Annotated in this window: 22 protein-coding genes and 1 tRNA gene; 17 read left to right on the top strand and 6 right to left on the bottom strand. The window is 58.1% G+C overall.

Annotated features, from left to right (window positions below):
• Positions 1-66: 66 nt before the first annotated feature.
• The 5 genes from WC392_01265 to WC392_01245 all read left to right on the top strand — a co-directional run bounded on the left by WC392_01265 (position 67) and on the right by WC392_01245 (position 4,323).
• The gene (locus tag WC392_01265; protein ID MFA5240982.1) at positions 67-669 is read left to right on the top strand and encodes a restriction endonuclease; all 603 of its coding nucleotides are present in this window, start codon (positions 67-69) and stop codon (positions 667-669) included.
• The gene (locus WC392_01260) at positions 662-1,489 is read left to right on the top strand and encodes a tetratricopeptide repeat protein (protein MFA5240981.1); all 828 of its coding nucleotides are present in this window, start codon (positions 662-664) and stop codon (positions 1,487-1,489) included. Before WC392_01265 ends, WC392_01260 begins: the two co-directional genes overlap by 8 nt.
• Entirely contained in the window at positions 1,489-2,238 is a 750-nt protein-coding gene (locus tag WC392_01255; protein MFA5240980.1) for a J domain-containing protein, read from the top strand. The genes WC392_01260 and WC392_01255 overlap by 1 nt, the downstream gene beginning before the upstream one ends.
• 26 nt (positions 2,239-2,264) lie before the next feature.
• The gene (locus tag WC392_01250) at positions 2,265-2,804 is read left to right on the top strand and encodes a phosphoribosyltransferase family protein (GenBank protein ID MFA5240979.1); all 540 of its coding nucleotides are present in this window, start codon (positions 2,265-2,267) and stop codon (positions 2,802-2,804) included.
• A 1,090-nt stretch (positions 2,805-3,894) separates the two neighbouring features.
• Positions 3,895-4,323, top strand: a complete 429-nt coding sequence (locus WC392_01245) for an EamA family transporter (protein ID MFA5240978.1) — start codon at positions 3,895-3,897, stop codon at positions 4,321-4,323.
• A gap of 222 nt (positions 4,324-4,545) precedes the next feature.
• Here WC392_01245 and WC392_01240 read toward each other — a convergent pair whose 3' ends face one another.
• The 6 genes from WC392_01240 to WC392_01215 all read right to left on the bottom strand — a co-directional run bounded on the left by WC392_01240 (position 4,546) and on the right by WC392_01215 (position 9,008).
• A complete protein-coding gene (locus tag WC392_01240; protein ID MFA5240977.1) occupies positions 4,546-4,854 on the bottom strand; it encodes a type II toxin-antitoxin system PemK/MazF family toxin in 309 nt (102 codons plus the stop codon).
• A gap of 14 nt (positions 4,855-4,868) precedes the next feature.
• Positions 4,869-5,093: an antitoxin MazE family protein gene (locus tag WC392_01235; GenBank protein MFA5240976.1), complete on the bottom strand. Its 225-nt coding sequence runs from the start codon at positions 5,091-5,093 to the stop codon at positions 4,869-4,871.
• Between the two features lie 280 nt (positions 5,094-5,373).
• Positions 5,374-6,531 carry an HPP family protein gene (locus WC392_01230; GenBank protein ID MFA5240975.1) on the bottom strand — a complete coding sequence of 386 codons (1,158 nt, stop codon included), beginning with the start codon at positions 6,529-6,531 and terminating at the stop codon, positions 5,374-5,376.
• Positions 6,532-6,737: 206 nt separating this feature from the next.
• Positions 6,738-8,303, bottom strand: a complete 1,566-nt coding sequence (locus WC392_01225; GenBank protein ID MFA5240974.1) for a diguanylate cyclase — start codon at positions 8,301-8,303, stop codon at positions 6,738-6,740.
• Positions 8,304-8,409: 106 nt separating this feature from the next.
• Positions 8,410-8,817: a hypothetical protein gene (locus WC392_01220; protein MFA5240973.1), complete on the bottom strand. Its 408-nt coding sequence runs from the start codon at positions 8,815-8,817 to the stop codon at positions 8,410-8,412.
• A gap of 115 nt (positions 8,818-8,932) precedes the next feature.
• Positions 8,933-9,008: transfer RNA gene (locus WC392_01215), tRNA-Lys, on the bottom strand.
• A 55-nt stretch (positions 9,009-9,063) separates the two neighbouring features.
• Here WC392_01215 and hslO point away from each other — a divergent pair.
• The 12 genes from hslO (at position 9,064) to ccmI (ending at position 17,976) form a co-directional block, all read left to right on the top strand.
• Positions 9,064-9,948: an Hsp33 family molecular chaperone HslO gene (hslO, locus tag WC392_01210; GenBank protein ID MFA5240972.1), complete on the top strand. Its 885-nt coding sequence runs from the start codon at positions 9,064-9,066 to the stop codon at positions 9,946-9,948.
• A 20-nt stretch (positions 9,949-9,968) separates the two neighbouring features.
• Positions 9,969-10,361, top strand: a complete 393-nt coding sequence (locus WC392_01205) for a S4 domain-containing protein (GenBank protein MFA5240971.1) — start codon at positions 9,969-9,971, stop codon at positions 10,359-10,361.
• Position 10,362: 1 nt separating this feature from the next.
• Entirely contained in the window at positions 10,363-10,911 is a 549-nt protein-coding gene (locus WC392_01200) for a hypothetical protein (GenBank protein MFA5240970.1), read from the top strand.
• A 159-nt stretch (positions 10,912-11,070) separates the two neighbouring features.
• On the top strand, positions 11,071-11,685 hold the full coding sequence (gene ccmA / locus WC392_01195) for a cytochrome c biogenesis heme-transporting ATPase CcmA (protein MFA5240969.1): 615 nt from the start codon (positions 11,071-11,073) through the stop codon (positions 11,683-11,685).
• A 7-nt stretch (positions 11,686-11,692) separates the two neighbouring features.
• Positions 11,693-12,361: a heme exporter protein CcmB gene (ccmB, locus tag WC392_01190; protein MFA5240968.1), complete on the top strand. Its 669-nt coding sequence runs from the start codon at positions 11,693-11,695 to the stop codon at positions 12,359-12,361.
• The gene (gene ccmC, locus WC392_01185; protein MFA5240967.1) at positions 12,361-13,104 is read left to right on the top strand and encodes a heme ABC transporter permease CcmC; all 744 of its coding nucleotides are present in this window, start codon (positions 12,361-12,363) and stop codon (positions 13,102-13,104) included. Before ccmB ends, ccmC begins: the two co-directional genes overlap by 1 nt.
• Positions 13,101-13,295 (top strand): heme exporter protein CcmD, encoded by a 195-nt coding sequence (gene ccmD / locus WC392_01180; protein ID MFA5240966.1) that lies wholly within the window; start codon positions 13,101-13,103, stop codon positions 13,293-13,295. Before ccmC ends, ccmD begins: the two co-directional genes overlap by 4 nt.
• The gene (gene ccmE, locus WC392_01175) at positions 13,292-13,774 is read left to right on the top strand and encodes a cytochrome c maturation protein CcmE (protein ID MFA5240965.1); all 483 of its coding nucleotides are present in this window, start codon (positions 13,292-13,294) and stop codon (positions 13,772-13,774) included. The genes ccmD and ccmE overlap by 4 nt, the downstream gene beginning before the upstream one ends.
• Positions 13,771-15,696, top strand: a complete 1,926-nt coding sequence (locus WC392_01170; protein MFA5240964.1) for a heme lyase CcmF/NrfE family subunit — start codon at positions 13,771-13,773, stop codon at positions 15,694-15,696. Before ccmE ends, WC392_01170 begins: the two co-directional genes overlap by 4 nt.
• Entirely contained in the window at positions 15,693-16,217 is a 525-nt protein-coding gene (locus WC392_01165) for a DsbE family thiol:disulfide interchange protein (protein ID MFA5240963.1), read from the top strand. The genes WC392_01170 and WC392_01165 overlap by 4 nt, the downstream gene beginning before the upstream one ends.
• The gene (locus WC392_01160; protein ID MFA5240962.1) at positions 16,214-16,702 is read left to right on the top strand and encodes a cytochrome c-type biogenesis protein; all 489 of its coding nucleotides are present in this window, start codon (positions 16,214-16,216) and stop codon (positions 16,700-16,702) included. The genes WC392_01165 and WC392_01160 overlap by 4 nt, the downstream gene beginning before the upstream one ends.
• Positions 16,699-17,976 carry a c-type cytochrome biogenesis protein CcmI gene (gene ccmI / locus WC392_01155; GenBank protein ID MFA5240961.1) on the top strand — a complete coding sequence of 426 codons (1,278 nt, stop codon included), beginning with the start codon at positions 16,699-16,701 and terminating at the stop codon, positions 17,974-17,976. The genes WC392_01160 and ccmI overlap by 4 nt, the downstream gene beginning before the upstream one ends.
• The last annotated feature ends 52 nt before the right edge of the window (positions 17,977-18,028 follow it).

The raw sequence follows: 18,028 nt of genomic DNA, 5'->3' as shown, positions 1-18,028 counted from the left end.
GTCACACGCGCTACCCACCAACTACTGGGTGATAAAGCACTAACCCAGACACCTGAATTATTCGTCATGAAAGACCTATTCCTCTACCTGTTTTTCGCTGGCATTGCATGGCTGGTCTGGCAGGTTTTTTCAAGTAAAACTACGCCTCCCGCACAGCCAAGCGAATCGCCATCAAAAGAAGACCCGCAAAAACGCCACCTGCGCAACACGCTGGAATTTGCCAAAACTCAGCATAAGATTCTGTCCAAAGAGAAACGCGAGCAAGACGTGTGGCAACAGGCGTATGGCCACGCCAAGGCCAGCGATCTTGATCTGCACAGCGGCACGGAATTCGAGGAATTTCTCGCCGGATTGTTTCGTGCCCAAGGCTACTCGGCAGAACTTACCCCGGTGACTGGCGATTACGGTGCCGACCTTATTCTAAGCAAAGATGGGCGGCGCATCGCGGTGCAAGCCAAACGCTACATGGGCAGCGTCGGTGTGTCGGCCGTGCAAGAAGCATTGTCGGGACAAGCCTATTACCAATGTGATGCCGCGTGGGTCGCGACCACCGGCACTTTTACCGCCAATGCGCTGGAATTAGCGAAAAAATCCGGCGTTAAAATGATAGGCCGTAGTGACATTGGCAACCTCATGGCGCAGCAAGCTGCGCAGTCAAAAAATGACTGAGCGCGAAAATTCACCAGTCGTAATTGCCGCACAGAATCTGGTTGTGCCAACGTCACAACGCGGTAGCCTTGTGGGGCGTGGGTTGGCTGCACTGTTGAAGGATAATGATTCGCTCTACCGGCAGGCGAGAGTGGTATTTGACCGATTAGAAGGAAGCAGACATTGGAATGCCAACAATCCTGACTTATTCGCCGCTTTCAAAATCTTTCAGCGACTGGCCGATGAAAATTACGGCAAAGCCTATTACCCGCTAGCCATTCTCTACAGCGGACGTAAAGATATTGAGTATGGTGAAGGTCCCGCCCGATACTACACGCAATTGGCTTTTGAGTGGTGCATGACCAATCAAGCCAATGTTGATGCGGAGGTATGGTGCGATTTGGGGGAAATATATCAATTTTGGCACGGTGTTGAAAGAGATGGTGAACTGGCAGAGCGTTGGTATCTCAAAGCGGCTGAGTCGGGTTATGCAAGAGGTCAGTGGGCTCTAGGCTGCCTTTATTGTTTTGATGATAAAGATCATCCAGGGAGCTACTGGATGGAACTTGCTGCTAAACAAGGGAATACCCATTATCAAACAACCCTTGCTCATGCCTATGAAATTCTGTCATCACAATATCGAAAGGCTGTGTATTGGTTCCGTATGGCTGCAGAGGGGGGCGATGCAGAAGGCCAACAGCAACTTGGCAGAATGTATGAGGAAGGTCACGGCGTTGAACAAGATTATGAACTGGCCGTGTATTGGTTTCGTAAGGCCGCTGAGCAGGGGTATGAAGATGCTCAGCTTAATCTTGAAGAACTCGGTATTGATTGGAAATAATGATGCTCCCCGAAGAACAAGAACTCGCCCGCCTGGAAGGCGAACAAGCCGCGCTTGAAGAGCAGGTCACTTCGGCTGAACTGGCGCTGGAAACCGCCAAAACAGAAACCGCGCAGTTCCAGCACCGCTATTACCAAACCGTGGGGCGGCTGTATGCGCAGTTGGATGAACTGGAAGCACAAATTGCCAATGCGCACGTTGCACAATTCCCCGACGATGTCGCCGCTCAAGCCCATGCGCAGGCCGCGCAGGAGCAGGCCAGAAAATCCGCCGAGGAAGCGGGCTTGGTCGAGGCGCTACCCGTCCCACCGCCGGAGATTACGCCGGAACTCAAGCTGGCATACCGGCAAGCCGCCAAACTGATGCACCCCGACCGCGCCACCACGGAACCCGAGCGCTTACGCCGAACCTCGCTGATGGCGCAAGTGAACCGGGCTTATGAGAGCGGCGACCAGAAGGCCATAGAGAAACTAATCAAGGAATATGGCCAAGACCCCGAGGCGATTGCCGGTGCCGATGTGGCTTCGCGCATCGTTAAAGCCATCCGCCGCATCGCGCAACTACGCCGCCGTTTGAGCGAAGCGCAGCAGGAAATGGAAGCCCAACAGCAGACCGAGATTTTTCAACTCAAGCAGACCATCGAAGAAACCGAAGCCATGGGCGGCGACCCTCTAGGGGATTTGGCGCAACAATTGATGCAGGAATTGTCCGAACGGAAAATTCAGTTGGAAATTGCGCAGCAACAATAACCCTCAAAGAATGGATTGACCACCCAATGGAGGAAGACAAAATATGCAGTGCTCTAGCCGGCAAGCGCGAGTGGGAAGCAAGATTGCTATCTGCGCTATCTGATAGCACGAAATTCAACAAAATTGTTGAGGCGTTAAAAGAATTGTATGACTCTTACGAAACTGAAGCTGATCAGGTTGCCTGTTTTGAAGCACTTGGATTTCCTCTCGGAGCTAGTGTCGCGCATGAACTGAAGGCCGGATTAGTGCTTGTCAGAAAGACGGGGCCTGATGTGCTTTCTCCGGATTTTGAAACCGAAAAGTTCTGCGATTACGATAACAAACAAAAAATCTTCAAAGTCCTTAAATCAGCTGTCCCACCCGGAACACGAATCCTGATCGTAGACGACCTTTGTGAGAAAGGTGAACAGTTAAAGGCTGCCGCTGCCATATTTAAGCGTCTAGGTGCAACGGTAATTGGTGCAGTGTTCATCGGCTGTCGCCGCGTTGACAATGGTTGTGGGGTTTCCATTCGCTGCTTGAAGGACGAAGATGTTGTCGAATTGCTACCTTACTTACAGAAATAACATACTAAGGAGCACACGGGGTCGGTTCTAACATTCCAACGGGGTCCGATGCGCGGGATCAGGTCTTCGATGCGCGGGGTCAGGTCTTGCAAAATCACATGCGATGCCACGGTTTCATGCCTTGATTCGTGGCACTGAGCCACATGGTTTTGTGCGCTTCGCGAATGTTTGATGCCGGGGCCGCCCGGCTGCGGGTCCATTTCTTTTGCTTGCCCAAAAGAAAATAGACGAAAGAAAAGGGCACCCCGCTGCGCCGCCCTACGGGTTCCTTCGGATTGACAGGCAAATTGGGCGGCTGCGCAACTCGCCCTAGCAGGGCACACAAGACGTGCCCTGCCGCGGAACTCGGACAGGGCGCAGCCGACTGCCCCCAATTCGCCTGCCAATCCGAAGCGGCGCAGAGGGGAGGGGGTGGCTGCTCCACGTTGGGCATCCGGAAAAATCTTCAGCGCGATGTGCATGGTAAGGGCGCACCCTCCCCTTCAAGGGGAGGGTGTACAGACCTGATACAGGGTGGGGATAGGTTTGATGCTGATTCCCCTCGGTCCACCGCCGAGCAGCACAGGCTAGCCGGGGGCAGTCGGCGAGCACTGTCTGAGCGCGCAGCCGCCCGGCTTGGCGAGCAGCGCAGGGTACCCCGAAGGGGCGGTGGATGGGGGTCGCCTTCTTTGGTTTACCTTTCTTGGCGAAGCAAGAAAGGTAAACAGCCGCCGGGCTGCCCCCGGCAATCAAACAAACAACCAAACACCCGTTTCCCCATCCACCACCCAATCAACCTACTCGCAATCACGGGTTCAGACCTTGATTCATGCCACTGACCCCAAGTGTGCGTGTATAAATAAAAATGTGGATGGTGCGGCGTTCACCGAATTGCGGGTTCGCGTGGATTTAGACACATGACAATTCGCTGCAGCGGACGGACCCGATGGGCCGCCGCTGAGCTCAGACGTAAGACACCACAAACCCTGCCACGCTAGAGCGACCGGTTCTCACCTGGCTAGCTCCATCGACATGCGACAAGCACCTTCATTGCGCCTGCCGAAGTGTTTGTGTTAATAAAGCAGGCTTTTGAATTAGAGATGGATTGGGAATGACTCAAGGATTCGTGTTCACCCTGCTGGCCCTGCTGCTTTATGGCGTATGGGGATTTTCCTACAAGCTGCTGTCCATCAAAGAAATCCAGGGGGAGTGGGTGGTTGCGCTGGTCATGCTCTGTGGCGCGGTCATCTCCGCTTCGATTGCCGTGTCCCGCTCGGACCCTTTTCCTGTCGACAAGATCAGTGGAAATATGACATGGCTTTTACTCGCAGCCCTGAGTGGCGCCGTGGGGAACATATTACTGGTAAAAGCCATGTCATTCCCGGGCCTTAGCTCCGGCGTCGTCCTGGCCATTACCGGAGCCTATCCCTTGGTGGCTGCGCTCCTCGCCTATTTCTTTCTGGGGGAGCAACTCACGGGCGTACAAGCCACAGGCACTGCTGCGATTGTCTTTGGTGTGGGGCTGCTCATGTTCAAGTGAACCCCGGCTGCACATCATCACTGCGGGCAACTGTGGGAACTACGTAGCTGCATCAATCATTGCCGCGAGAATCGGGGGTCAGGTCTAGATAAGATGCAAAGTGACACTCCATCCGCATCACCTCCCGCCCCCTGCCACAATGCCGTATTTCCGTCTGGCGCGTGATGCTTGATTTCCGCCAATGGTGATGTTTGGCCGGGTTAAAATTGCGGTCAGTTATTCTCACTTGGCAATACCCAAAAACACCGCCAGGCAACGCTCAACCTCAACCATCGTATCCGCATCAATGCGTCCGAAGGCCTGTCCCAGCTTGTCACGTTTCATGGTCATTGCCTTGTCCACCATGACCTGCGAAGGCTTCTGCAAACCGTTTTCCACGCTTGGCTGAACCGTAATACGGAACAACGGTGCATTGACCAAAGTGCTGGAAACCAGCAAAACAGTCACCGTTGCCTGTTCGTCGAACTGGTCGGCCTGAATCACCAGCGCCGGTCTTGGTTTGCCAAAATCGCCCTGCATGGCGATCGTCACCAAGTCGCCCCGCATCATTCCGTCCAGCCGTCCACGTCCGCCAACGCTTCATCCATGAAGTGCAACATGTCCGTGTCGGCCATGTCTGCCTGAGCGGCCAGGCGTGATTGGCGGCGACATTCCTCCGCGAAGTCTGGGCGGCGCGTATCCGGCACCCAAATCTGAACTGGGCGAAGACCCGCCATCCGTAGTGCATCGCGGTGCTTCTGAACCCGTGCATTAATATGTGTAGATGCCATATGAACTCTCCTCGATGTATGTTACATGCAACAATGTACGCGCATTTATCGTTACATGCAACAAGCGTTTGGCGAATCAACAGGGTCTACCATTGAATTTGCAGATGACGCCCGTTGGGATAAAGGGGACGCAACCTTTAATTGCTAAAAAAACTAGCGATGACGAATAAAAGGGTAGCGTCCCCTTTTTCTTCCTAATTTGTTGAATTCCTTTGCGTTCCTTCGCGCCCTTGGCGGTTCATCTGCTTGATGGAGACTGGCCTCCAGGTGCGGTAGCTGTTCAGCCCTGCTTCGTTCCGCCCGCGTACAGCGCCGCGATCAGGTCGGACTGGGTGACCATGCCCACCAGCCGCCGTTCGGCGTTGACGATGGGGACATGGTGCAGGCCGTGGTCGGAGAGCAGGGGCACCAGTTCCAGGATGTGCATGTCCTCTCCCGCCGTGAAAGCGGGCGTGGCCATGATCTGGCCCACTACTTCGGGTTTTTCCGAAGTCAGGCCGGGGGTACGGCGGATGAACTTGATCAGCTTGTCTTCGAAGGTTTCGTAGGTCTTGAGGTTGGCGCGCTTGAGGAAATCCACCAGCGAGATGATGCCGATCACGCGCCGTGCCGGGTCCAGCACCGGGATGGCGCCGATCTTGTGGAAGCGCAGTTGCGCCCAGGCTTCCTCCAGTTCGGTGCCGAATTCGACCGAGGTGATGTCGCGCGACATGATGTCACCGCAGGTGATCTCGCCCATCTTGCGCCGGTAGGCGTGCATGTCGGCCCGGCGGTAGACCTGGTTCAGGTCCGCCTCGCTGACGTCGAGGTAAACGTCCATGTCGCGCAGGGCCTGCTGCAGGTCGTTCTTGTCGATGCCGATGCGGTCGAGCGGCCTGGGATCGTCGTGCTGGTGTTTCTTGTCCCGGGCCGGGAAGGCGCGGGCGGGGTAGCGGCGCCCCAGCAGGTTGTTGAGTATCAGCGCCATGAGCAGCATCAGCAGGGCATTGAGCCCCACCGGCGCAAGCACGAAGGAAAAGTCGCTGGCCAGGCCGTGATTGCTGCCCAGCACGGCCATCAGGGCAATCGCGCCGCCCGGCGGATGCAGGCTGTGGGTGAGATGCATGGCGAGGATGGAGAGGGAAACCGCCAGCGCGGTGGCGATCCACAAGTCCGGCACCAGTTTGGCGCAGGCGATGCCGATGAAGGCGGAGATCAGGTGCCCGCCGACCAGCGGCCAGGGCTGGGTGAGCGGGCTGTGGGGGGCGGCGAACAGCAGCACCGCCGAAGCGCCCATGGAGGTGACCATGATGTGCAAGCCGCTGCCCTGCAGGAACTGGCTGCTGACCAGCCCCACGACAAGGGTGGCGGCAAAGGCGGCAAAGGTGGCGCGTAGCTTCTCGCCCAGGCTAAGAGGCGTGGATTCCGAAATCAGGTAGGGCAGGAATTTTTTCAGCATCGTGGCGTAGGCGGCTTGTCTGGTTTCCTCATCTTAGCCGATGTCGGGTTTGAATGGTTTACCGTGCGCGTTGAAATGGCTCGCTCTGCAGGGCATTCAACCCCTAACCCCCCCCAGGGGGGTGTGGACAGGGGAGGAGGCAAGCGGCTTCCCCCCTGACAAGGGGGGACTGAGGGGGGTTGGAGGCCGGGAGGGGTTGGGCGGCATCAAGCCGGGCAGGCGACGGGTTCGGGCAAATCCCCGAATACCCGGGTGCAGTTGCGTCCTTCCTGCTTGGCGCGATAGAGCACCTTGTCCGCATTCGCAACAATCTCTCCGGCGGAATAGCCGCTGTCGGGATGCCCGCAGACGCCGATGCTCACCGTCACGCCGATGCTCTCGCCGTTGGGGAGCGGGATTCTGGATTGTTCCATGGCACGCCGGATCCTCTCTGCAACACAGTAGGCGCCGGCCTTGTCGGTTTCGGGCAGCAGGATGGCGAACTCCTCGCCGCCGAAGCGCGCCACCATGTCCACGGTGGTCCGTACCTGGCAACGCAACAGGCCGGCCAGAAAGCGCAGCACCGCGTCTCCGGCCGGGTGGCCGTAGGCGTCGTTGACCCGCTTGAAGTGGTCCACGTCCAGCATCAGCATGGAGTAGCGGTTCTGGTAGCGCGTGCTGCGCGCGGTCTCGATGCTCAGGCGCTCGTCGAAGGTGCGCCGGTTGCTGAGCCCGGTCAGGCCGTCCATGCTGGCCAGGTCTGTCATCCTGGCGTGCAGGCGGGCGTTGTTGACCGCGCCCGCCGCCAGGTTGGCGAAAGTGGTGAGCAGTTCGATCTCGTCATTGCGGAAATCGTCGCGGTCATCGCGATACACATACAGCACGCCCAAGTGCTGGTCGTGGAAGGTCAGCGGCAGGCAGGCGAAGGAACGGATCCCCTCTTCCCGCGCCAGATCGCTGAGCGGGTAGCGGGTGCCGGGCTGGTCGTTGCTGAGCACATGGGCGCCGGAGGTGAATGCCTGATCTGCCAGGCCGCCGCGCCGGAAAGCCATGCGGCTGACGAAGCGCTCGGACAGCCCCTGGGTCACCCAGTCCTTGAACAGGCCTTCGGCCTGGTCGTAAAAGGCGATGCAGGAAGCGCGCGAATGGGTGAAGGCGATGGCGCAGCGCATCACTTCGTCGAGGACTTCGCGCAGGCTGAGCGAAGAGGTGAGTGCGGCGGCCACCTGGTTGAGCGCAGCCAGTTGCGACATCTTGAAGCTGATGTTCTTTTGCCGGTCGTGGATATAGGTATCGATGGCGATGCCCATGTCGAAGAAGACCACCTTGAGCAGGGCGCGCATGTTCTCCAGGGTGGCGTGATCGGCAAGGCCGCCCGCCTTCCACAGATGGGGAAAAAGCATGGAAAGATATTTGTGGTAGGCGCCAAGATACCATTTGGGCCCCAGTCCGATGCGCTGATGCGCGATGCCGATGCGCAGGCGGTCGCGGGCATAGCTGCCGCCGTATTCACCCGCGGTCAGGCCGTCGAGATACTGGCTCTGGGTTTGCTTGAGGCGCTCGACATAGCTGTCATCGCCGAGCAGTGCGCGGGTCTCGCCGAAGGAAAGGAGGTGGTCGTAAAAGGCATCGACCACCTCCGCGCGCGCATCCTTCAGTTCCTCGTGCAATATCCTGAGGCGCGCGATGTCGGTGTCGTCGAACTCCAGGAAAGCCTTGCGCGCCTTGACTTCTTCATCGGTAATGCCCATTTCGATGGCGAGTTCATATAGTGCCGGGTCATCAATTTGCATGCGGTATCACTCCAAAATTGCCGCGCCATTATAGCAGCATCAATTTTATTTATGAGTTAGCAAGAGCAGATTTATCAGTAGTGAGATGCTGAGGGGGGTGCTTAAGCTAATCCACGCAACCCTTGCCAGCGTGGTAGGCCCGGAATAACGCGTTTTTGAGCGCCTGATGCTGTTCAAGATGGTCAATGCCCAATTCACTTGCGGCAATTGCCTGCAAACGGACCAGGATCCGGTTTTCCCGCCAGTGAGCGGCAAATGCCTCGGCATCAAACACCCCGCTGCTCAGGAACCCGGCAGCCAGCCCCTGGGCGTTATCGAAAACAATCTCCGCCTGCTCCATGACTTCGTAGAGATAGGAGTAGGTGTCGATGCCATGTTTTTCAGCCAGGATCGCATGCAGCGGCGGAATGGACCCGTGATGTTCGAGTAATTCGTCCAGGGCTATTGTCGCAAATGGAGCATATGACTCTCCCTGGAAAGAAAATTCGACATGGGCATCGATGCTGTTTTTCATGTTGTTTGCCAGTGCTGATTATTAATGGAGAAGTGCGCGCCCGGCTTGCTGCATTCTCTGGAATGGCGCGGAAATGAAAAGGGGTTACAGTTTCCTGTAACCCCTTTTTTTCATCTGGTAGGACGTGGCAGATTCGAACCGCCGACCAACGGATTAAAAGTCCGCTGCTCTACCGACTGAGCTAACGTCCCAAACGAAGCGCGCATTTTACTTTATTTATCCCCTTTGTCAATCAGGATGTAGAATATGGCGCTTATTTCAGCCTTGGAAATTGCCTTGGAAAACCGGGATAGTCTGCAACGATTCATGTTTGAACACGCCGCCGTGCGTGGCGAAATTGTCCATCTGGATACGGCTTGGCAGGCGGTGCTGGAGCGTCGCGAATACCCGCCCGTGTTGCGCGGGATGCTGGGTGAGTTGATGGCTGCCGCAGCCCTGCTGGCGGCGTCACTCAAGTTTTCCGGCTCCATAATTTTGCAGATGCAGGGCGACGGGCCGGTCAAGTTGCTGGTGGTCGAGTGCATGAGCGATCTGACCATGCGCGCGATGGCACACTGGGAGGGCGAGGTCGCTGGCGGCTCGCTGGCGGAATTGCTGGGCCAGGGGCGCTTTGTCATGACCATTGACCCGCGCGACGGGCGCAAGACCTATCAGGGCGTTGTCGACCTGGTGGGGCAGTCGGTGGCGGATGCGCTGGAAGATTACATGAGCCGTTCCGAACAACTGGATACTCGTCTCTGGCTGGGTGCGGATGAGCAGTGTGCGGCCGGCATGCTGTTGCAGAAGATGCCGGAAAAAAACGAAGGCGATCCGGATTCATGGCAGCGAGCGGTGCATTTTGCCTCTACGATGACGCGCAAGGAATTGCTGGGTCTGCCGGCACAGCAGATTATACATCGCCTCTATCACGAAGAAGATGTGCGTGTGTTCGATCCCCAGGAGGTGAGTTTCCATTGTCCCTGCTCCCGCGAGCGCGTGGCTGGAATGCTGCGCATGCTCGGGCATGAGGAAGTGCGGGCGATGTTGCAGGAGCAGGATGCGATCGAGGTGGATTGCGAGTTCTGCAACAAGCATTACGTCTTTGACAAGGTGGATGCCGAGCAGGCGTTTGCCATGGATGCGCCCGCCTAGGCGTCGCAGAACCTGCATTGATGTCCCATGCCCCGGCAGAAGCCAAGGTCCGCATCGATAAATGGCTGTGGGCCGCACGTTTTTTCAAGACGCGCTCGCTGGCCTCGCAGGCGGTGGATGGCGGCAAGGTGCATTGCAATGGCGAGCGCATCAAGCCAGCGCGAGCCGTGCATGCCGGCGATGAATTGAGTATTCGCCAGGGCCCTTATGAAATCACGGTCAAGGTGCGCGCCCTGTCGGAGCGCCGTGGCCCGGCCAGCGAAGCGGCGCTGCTGTACGAGGAAACCCCTGAAAGCATTGCGGCGCGCGCTGTCCTCAAGGAACAATTAAGAGTCGAGCCCGTTTTCGAACACAAGGGCCGTCCTACCAAGCGGGATCGCCGCCATATCATCCGCTTTACCGAAGGTCATTGAAATGTCAGTTTTACCGGAAAAATCCCAGCAAATCCTGCAAATCCATGCGGCTCTGATTCATCGCGTGGTGATGGCGTGCCACCAGCGTGATTTGATCCCCACGCTGGCGCCGCTCATCAAGGTGTCGGAGGAAAATGGCTGGGTCGCGCTCATGAAGGCAATACGCCAGATACTTGACGGCAAGCGGGACACGAGCTTGCTGAATGGCCTGGATGAAGAGGATCTCATCATTGCCGGGGCGATTCTGGAGGGCATCAAAAACCCGGCCACGCTCCCGGACCCACAGGCCAGGGCGGATTCTGGCGCAGCCGCTCCGGGGCTGGCGGCAATAATCAAGGCTTCGGCCAGCGGGGATGCGCAGGCTTTGCAATTGCTTGCCAGCATGGCTGAGCAGATGAGTGGCGCCGGTGGAGATATGGCGCGCCTGGCAGCAATCATGCGCCGCCTGGTGAATGGAGAGCGCGATGCGGATTTGCTGACTCGGGGCATGGAGGCTCAAGGCAAGGGGCTGGTGATGTCGATACTCAAAGAGCTGGAAAAGCCTGCTTGAATAGACTGAACCCTGCCACTCCTGGGGCCCGTTCCAAAACACCAAATTTTGTGAGCGTCTGATTGTTAATGGGCCCATTTTTAGATTTTATCCAGTACAATTGCTCCTTTTTTGGCGGCTTGCCGGCAGGACGCTGGTTCAAGATTAGGGTGTTTATTGATGCTGGAAGGGAAAGACCTCGCCTGTGTTCGAGGCGAGCGTACGCTGTTCAGCCACCTGAATTTTATTTTGCGCGAGGGTGAACTGTTGCTGGTGCAAGGCACTAACGGCAGTGGCAAAACCAGCTTGCTGCGCATGGTGTGTGGCTTACTGGCGCCGGAATTCGGCGATATTCTGTGGCGCGGCGAAAAAATTGACGCGGCACGCGAAAGCTATCACGCCGAGATGGCCTATTTCGGGCATGCCCCGGCGGTCAAGGAGGATCTGAGCGCTTTCGAAAACCTCGATTTTTCCTGCCGGCTGGCCGGGGTTCCTTTGGGCCGGGACGAAGTCGAGGGTGCGCTTGGCTATCTTGGTTTGGGCCATTGCCTGAACCTCCCCGCGAAATCGCTGTCCCAAGGGCAGCGTCGGCGCGTTGGGCTTGCCCGGATGCTGCTGGTCAAGGCTAAATTGTGGATTCTGGACGAGCCGCTGACCGCGCTTGACCAGGCTGCGCTGCAATTGGTGCAGTCCCTGATTGGTGAGCATTTGCAGCGCGGTGGCATGGTTCTGCTGACCACTCACCAGCCAGTCATGATTCCGGGTATTGAGCCCAGAATCTTGCAGTTGGCGTAATAAATATATGATGCAAACAGCTTTTGCTTTATTGCGGCGCGAGTTGATGCTGGCCATGAGGCGGCGCGGGGATGTGCTTACCGTGCTGTTTTTTTTCGTGATCGTTGCCAGCCTGTTTCCGCTTGGCGTGGGGCCTGACACCCAGCTGCTGCGCCTGATGGGCGGCGGCGTGGTGTGGGTGTCGGCGCTGCTTGCGGCCATGCTTTCGCTGGGCCGGCTGTTCGCCAGCGACTACGCCGATGGCACGCTGGAGCAACTGGTTTTAACGCCGACACCGCCTGTGGTCTGGATCACCGTTAAAGTACTGGCGCACTGGCTGGTGAGCGGGGTGCCGCTGATTCTCGTGGCGCCGGTGCTGGGAATCCAGTTCGGTTTGTCGACCGAGGCACTGGGCGTGCTGATATTTTCGCTGTTGCTCGGTACGCCGGTGCTGTCCCTGATTGGTGCGGTCGGGGCGGCCTTGACCCTGGGTTTGCGTGGCGGCGGCGTGCTGGTTTCTCTGCTGGTGCTGCCGCTCTATATCCCGGTGCTGATTTTTGGCGCTGGCGCGGTGGATGGTGCAATGTCTGGGCTGGGCGCGGAAGCGCACCTGTCATTGCTGGGTGGTATTTTGATTTTGGCCTTCTTGCTGACGCCTTGGGCGGTGGCGGCGGCATTGCGGATTTCGATTGAATAATGAACAGCATTAACTGGTACAAATATTCTTCTCCGGCGACTTTTTACAACCTTGCCGGCAGGTTGGCCCCATGGTTTTATGCCGCAGCCGCTTTGCTCTCGGTGGCCGGGCTGTACATCGGGTTCGTTCTTGCCCCCACGGATTTTCAGCAGGGCGAATCCTACCGCATCATCTTCATCCATGTGCCCGCCTCCTGGATGTCGATGTTCATCTATGTGGTGATGGCCGTCTGGGCGGCGATCGGGCTGGCATTCAATACGCGCCTGTCTTTCATGATGATGAGCGCGCTGGCGCCCACCGGGGCCATGCTGACTTTCGTCGCGTTGTGGACGGGAGCCTTGTGGGGCAAGCCGACCTGGGGCGCATGGTGGGTATGGGATGCGCGCCTGACTTCGGAATTGATCCTGTTCTTTCTCTACATCGGCTTCATGGCCCTGCAGGCCGCGATTGACGATCCGCGCCGCGCCGACCGCGCCGGCGCCCTGATCGCGCTGGTAGGCGTGGTCAACGTGCCGATCATCTATTTTTCCGTCAGATGGTGGAATACCCTGCATCAGGGCGCTTCGGTAAGCGTGGCCAAGGCGCCGAGCATGGCCACCATCATGCTGACAGGCATGCTGGTGATGGCATTCGCGGTATGGATGTATGCCATTGCGGCGGCGCTGTCACGGGCACGAAGCATCATTCTGGAGCGTGAACGAAATAGCCAGTGGGTTGCCCAAATGCTGGAGTCCAAGGTATGAACTGGAATAGCTGGTCCGAGTTTTTCCACATGGGCGGATATGCCCTCTACGTGTGGGGGTCTTATGCAGCGGCAGCCGTCCTGGTCGCCGGCGAGGTACTGCTCCTGAGGGCGCGGCGGCAAAATGCCTTGAAGCAGGCGCTGCGCGCGGTGAAATATGGCAAGGCTGAAAAGGATACAGATAGCCAATGAAGTCACGACATAAAAAACTGATTCTGATTGCCGTGGTGTTGCTGGCGCTGGGCGCGGTGGCAGCGCTGGTCCTCAACGCCTTCCAGAGCAATCTGGTGTTTTTCTTCTCCCCGACCCAGGTTGCCAACGGCGAGGCGCCGCTCGAGCGGGCATTCCGAATTGGCGGGCTGGTCGAGGATGGCAGCTTGCGCCGCGAGCCTGACGGCGTGACCGCGCATTTCCGCATCACCGATACGGCGAAGACCATTCCCGTGACTTACAAGGGACTCCTGCCCGACCTGTTCAAGGAAGGCAAGGGCGTGGTGGCGGAAGGGCGCATGAATCCCGGCGGCGTGTTCGTGGCCGAGCAGGTGTTGGCCAAGCACGACGAGAACTACATGCCACCCGAGGCCGCAGACGCCCTCGAACAGGCGCAAAAATCCCAGAAAACCCTGATCACTCCACAAGACTCAGCTTCAACGCAGAAAGGTAAACAATGATTCCAGAACTTGGCCATTTCGCATTAATTCTGGCGCTGCTGCTGGCGCTGGTTCAAGGCGTCCTGCCGCTGGTGGGGGCTGCGCGCAATAATCCGGCCTGGATCGCGGTCGCCAGGCCGGCTGCGCGAGCGCAGTTCCTGTTTGTCGCCATCGCTTTTTGCGCTTTGGCCTGGTCGTTTCTGAGCAACGATTTTTCAGTCATAAACGTAACCCGCAACTCCCATTCCCGCCTCCCCGAAATTTACCGTTTCACCGCCACCTGGGGTTCGCATGAAGGCTCGATGCTGCTGTGGACCTTTATCCTCGGCATGTGGACCGTGGCGGTCACCCTGTTCAGCCGTCATCTGTCCGATGACATGGTGGCGCGGGTGGTTGGCGTGATGGGCCTGGTCAGCTTCGGCTTCCTGCTGTTCATGCTGGCGACTTCAAATCCTTTCCTGCGCATGGATATGGCCATGGACGGTTCCGATCTTAACCCGCTGCTACAGGACCCGGGCATGGTGGTTCATCCGCCGATTCTGTATATGGGTTATGTCGGATTTTCCGTGGCATTTGCCTTCGCGATAGCCGCGCTGCTGTCCGGCAAGCTGGACGCCAGCTGGGCGCGCTGGTCGCGTCCCTGGACCACGGCGGCATGGGCGTTTCTGACCATCGGCATCATGATGGGCAGCTGGTGGGCTTATTATGAACTGGGCTGGGGCGGCTGGTGGTTCTGGGATCCGGTAGAGAATGCTTCGCTGATGCCCTGGCTGGTTGGCACGGCGCTGATCCATTCCCTGGCCGTGACCGAGAAGCGTGGCAGCTTCAAGGCGTGGACGGTGTTTCTGGCCATCGGCGCATTTTCCCTGAGCTTGCTCGGCACCTTCCTGGTCCGTTCCGGTGTGCTGTCCTCGGTCCACTCCTTCGCCACTGACCCGACACGCGGCCTGTTCATTCTGATATTCCTGGCTTCGGTGATTGGCAGCTCACTGTTCCTGTTTGCCATGCGCGCTTCCAAGGTCGGTCTGGGCGGCCGTTTCGCACTGATTTCACGTGAATCGTTCCTGATGGTGAACAATATCCTGCTCCTGACGGCGACCGGTTCGGTGCTGCTGGGCACACTTTACCCGCTGTTCCTCGATGCGCTGGGGCTGGGCAAAATCTCGGTCGGGCCACCCTATTTCAACTCCGTATTCATTCCTTTGGTCACGCCGCTGATTTTCCTCGCGGGCGTCGGACCGCTGACGCGCTGGAAGCAGGTGAATGTGCCTGAGCTGGCTCACCGTCTGAAGTGGGGCTTCGGCGCCAGCGTGGTGGCGGCATTGCTGTTGCCGTTTACGCAGGGTACGTGGCAGCCGATGGTTTCCCTCGGGATTCTGCTGGCTCTCTGGATCGTTGTGACCGTGGCCATCGGCGTGCGTGCCCGGGTGCGCACCAGCGCAGGCTGGTCGGCGAACTTTTACGGCATGCATCTGGCTCACCTGGGGGTGGCGGTGACCGTCATAGGCGTGACCATGGTGTCGTCCTATCAGGTCGAGCGCAATATGCGCATGGCCGTTGGCGAAACAGTCACGGTGCAGGGCTACACCTTCCGCTTCGACGGCGTCACGGATATAACCGGGCCGAATTACACGGGTGCGCGCGGCACGCTTGAGGTAAGCCAGAACGGCAAGCCATTCACCACGCTGCACCCGGAAAAACGCATTTACGTGGCTTCCGGCATGCCGTTCACCGAATCGGCGATCGATTACGGCTTGACGCGCGACCTGTATACCGCCCTTGGCGAGCGCCTGGAAGACGGCGCCTGGAGCGTGCGCTTGTTCCACAAGCCGTTTGTGGTGTGGATCTGGATCGGCTCGGTGCTGATGGCCCTGGGCGGTTTCATGGCGATTACCGACCGGCGTTACCGCGCCTCGCGCAAGAAGGGGAGGGCCGCAGCATGAAGCGTTTTCTGATTCCACTGGGTATTTTTATCGTGCTGGTGATTTTTCTCGGCATCGGTCTCAAGCTCAATCCGCGTGAAGTGCCATCGCCGCTGATCGGCAAGCCTGCACCCGATTTCAAGCTCGCCCTGTTGTCCGACCCGGCCAAACAACTGAGTCCGGCGGATCTGCATGGCAAGGTCTGGCTGTTTAATGTCTGGGCTTCATGGTGCGGTTCCTGCCGCCAGGAGCACGATCTTCTGCTCAGCCTGGCGCGGCAGGGCAGCGTGCCGATCTACGGCATGGATTACAAGGATCAGGCCAGCGATGCGCGTGCCGTGCTGGCGCGTTTTGGGAACCCCTATGTCGAGACGGTTATGGATACCGATGGGCGGACGGGGATGAATTATGGCGTGTATGGGGTGCCAGAGACCTATCTGGTCGATAAAAAAGGCGTCATCCGCCTCAAGCATACCGGCCCCCTGACACCGGAAATCCTGGACAAAAAAATTCTTCCCCTGGCGAAGGAGTTGCAGCAATGACACTTGTAATGAAACTCGCGCAGCGAGCCGGGATGGTCGCGCTTGCACTCTGGCTTCCCTTGTTTGCCGTTGCTGGCGAGGCCGTGCCGATTGCCGAAGACCCCGTGCTGGAGCAGCGCATGATCACTCTTTCCGAGGATTTGCGCTGCCTGGTGTGCCAGAACGAATCGCTGGCGGGCTCCCGCTCGGACCTGGCACAGGATCTGCGCCAGGAAATCCGTGACCAGCTGAGAGCCGGTAAAAGCAATGACCAGGTGATCGAATATCTCACCGATCGCTATGGCGATTTCGTGCTTTACAAACCGCCGCTCAAGCCTTTGACCTGGCTGTTGTGGTTTGGCCCCTTCGTGCTGCTGGCTGGCGCTGGAGGCGGTTTCTATTTTTACCTTAAACGGCGCGGCGTGCGCCTTGCCGGTGAATCCTTGTCCGCGGAAGAAAAGAAACGCGTGGAAGCTCTCCTTGGCAACAACGGAAACAAATCATGAGCAATTTCTGGGCTATTTCACTGTTCTGGGTACTCTTTCTCCTGTTCATCGGGGTTGCGCTGGCATTCATTCTGCCCTCTCTGTTGCGGCGCCATATCCAGTCAGATCACGTCGACCGCAAGGCTGCCAACATTGCCATCTACCATGATCAGTTGGCGGAACTGAAGGCCGATCTCGAAAGCGGCGAACTTGAGCAACAACTCTACGACGATGCACGGCTTGAAATCGAGAAACGTCTGAGCGAGGACGTCCCGGTGGAAGCCGCTCCGGTGGCAGCCAGCCAGACGGGCCGTGGCTTGGGCTATGCGCTTGCCGGGGCGATCCCGTTGCTGGCGATCGGGATTTATGTTGCCCTGGGCAACCCCGATGCGGCCATGATGCAGCGCAGTGCCCCGCCCCCAATGGCCGAAAAAGGGCAGCACGATGCCGCCCCCATGATTGCCGCGCTTGAAGACCGGCTGAAAAAAAATCCTGATGATATTCCTGGCTGGCACATGCTGGCGCGCAGCTATGGCGCAACCGGGCAATATGGCGAGGCGGCGCGGATTTTCGCTAAAATCAGCGAGCTCCTTCCCGGTGATGCCGGCGTGCTGGCGGACTACGCCGACGCATATGCCATGACGCAGGGCGGAAACTTGCAGGGCAAGCCGCAGGAGTTGATTAATCAGGCGCTGAAGCTGAACCCGCGGGAAGGGAAGGCGCTGAATCTTGCAGGAAGCGCTGCATATCAGGCCCAGGACTTCTCCAAGGCAGCGGCCTATTGGCGCAGCTTGCTTCAGCTCATGTCTCCGGATGATGCTTATGGCGATCAAATCAGGGCGGCAATCCGGGATGCCGAGAGGGCCGGCGGTTTGGCCGGGCTGGACAACCTGTCTGTGGCAAGCGCCCAAAGCTCTCCCGCACAAGCCGTTGAAACAAAGACCGGAACGGCTGCGGCCATTTCAGGTACGGTTTCGCTGAGCGGTGAATTTGCCGGCAAGGTAGCCCCTGGCGATGCGGTGTTCATTTACGCACAGATGCCTAAAGGCCCGAAAATGCCGATAGCCAGTCTGAAAATCGAAGCCAGACAGCTTCCCTATCGTTTCACGCTGGACGATTCGCTTGCCATGACGCCCAATGACAAACTTTCAAATCACGCCGAAGTCATGCTTAGCGCGCGCGTATCGAAGTCGGGGCAGGCCATGACGCAAAGCGGCGATCTGCTTGGCCGGGTCAGCCCCGTCAAGCTCGGACAGCAGGACGTCGCGATCGTCATCGACAAGGTTCTGCCTTAACTGTCATGGCGAATCGCCGCCTTAGATCATGAACCAAAAGTAGGCGTCTCTA

It is taken from the genome of Sulfuricella sp., assembly GCA_041651995.1.
Taxonomy (GTDB): domain Bacteria; phylum Pseudomonadota; class Gammaproteobacteria; order Burkholderiales; family Sulfuricellaceae; genus Sulfurimicrobium.
Note: the sequence above shows the minus strand (reverse complement) of the source record. Positions and strands in the feature narration are given on the sequence as shown.